1 protein-coding gene and 1 pseudogene are annotated in these 804 nt (G+C 33.0%); both read right to left on the reverse strand.

The features are described 5' to 3' along the window. Window positions 1–54: 54 nt before the first annotated feature. Window positions 55–408, reverse strand: a complete 354-nt coding sequence (locus AB4407_RS20905; protein ID WP_372121847.1) for a hypothetical protein — start codon at window positions 406–408, stop codon at window positions 55–57. A gap of 211 nt (window positions 409–619) precedes the next feature. Continuing rightward, a pseudogene (locus AB4407_RS20910) lies at window positions 620–804 on the reverse strand (hypothetical protein); the annotation flags it as partial.

An 804-nucleotide genomic window follows, 5' to 3' on the forward strand; every position in this document is an offset into this window, starting at 1 on the left:
ACATATTACTTTAAGATTGTTATTTAAATAAAAATAATTAAAATTTGATTTCATCTATCTAAAGTCTGAATAGCCGTCTGCCGGTATAAATTCTACACCGACTAGCTTAGAATTTTTTATTTTTTCAACTAAACTTTTATGGAAAAAAACACACTTCAACCAACCAGGATCTACCACTATCTGTCTTCTATCTACTGGTATAGTCTGAATTATTTTTTCATCTAATATAAGATTAAGAATACCACTAATCATCTCATCACCATCAGAATCCTTTCGGTACCTCTTGATCTTACTTTCGGAGCTATCAATCAATTTAATCTCGTTGACAACTTGTAGCATAAGAAAATCATGCTCACCTTTATCATGAAGTTTAATATCGACCCAATTAATTCCAAAAATGTTATTCAAATTTAATTTCGAAAATCCATTTTTATTAATCGAGAAATTTGGCATCTCAGTATATCTGGGATTTCATAATCATCTTGTGGAAGAAATTCGACTATCAAGGGAACAGGTGCTTTAGGGTAAGTAAAACTCGTTAAGGGCACTGAATCGATGTGTTCATCTGGAAAACAGTAAATTGGGGAATTGACACACTCTCTTGCAAAAAAATATTCACTCATTTTCCAACCTCAAGTTTTCTAGGTTTCATCGTCTTACCTTTTACATTCTTTATATTGTGTTTTTCTTCCGGTAGCTTGGAAGTTCTACTTGGGCATGCGCTTCTTGATTTACTCTTGCTTTCTATATTACTTTCGCCTGCACAACCTATGTCACTCCCGAATTCAGATAATAAGTGCGACA

Origin of the sequence: Vibrio sp. 10N.261.46.E11 (assembly GCF_041472735.1) — a bacterium.
Lineage (GTDB): Bacteria > Pseudomonadota > Gammaproteobacteria > Enterobacterales > Vibrionaceae > Vibrio.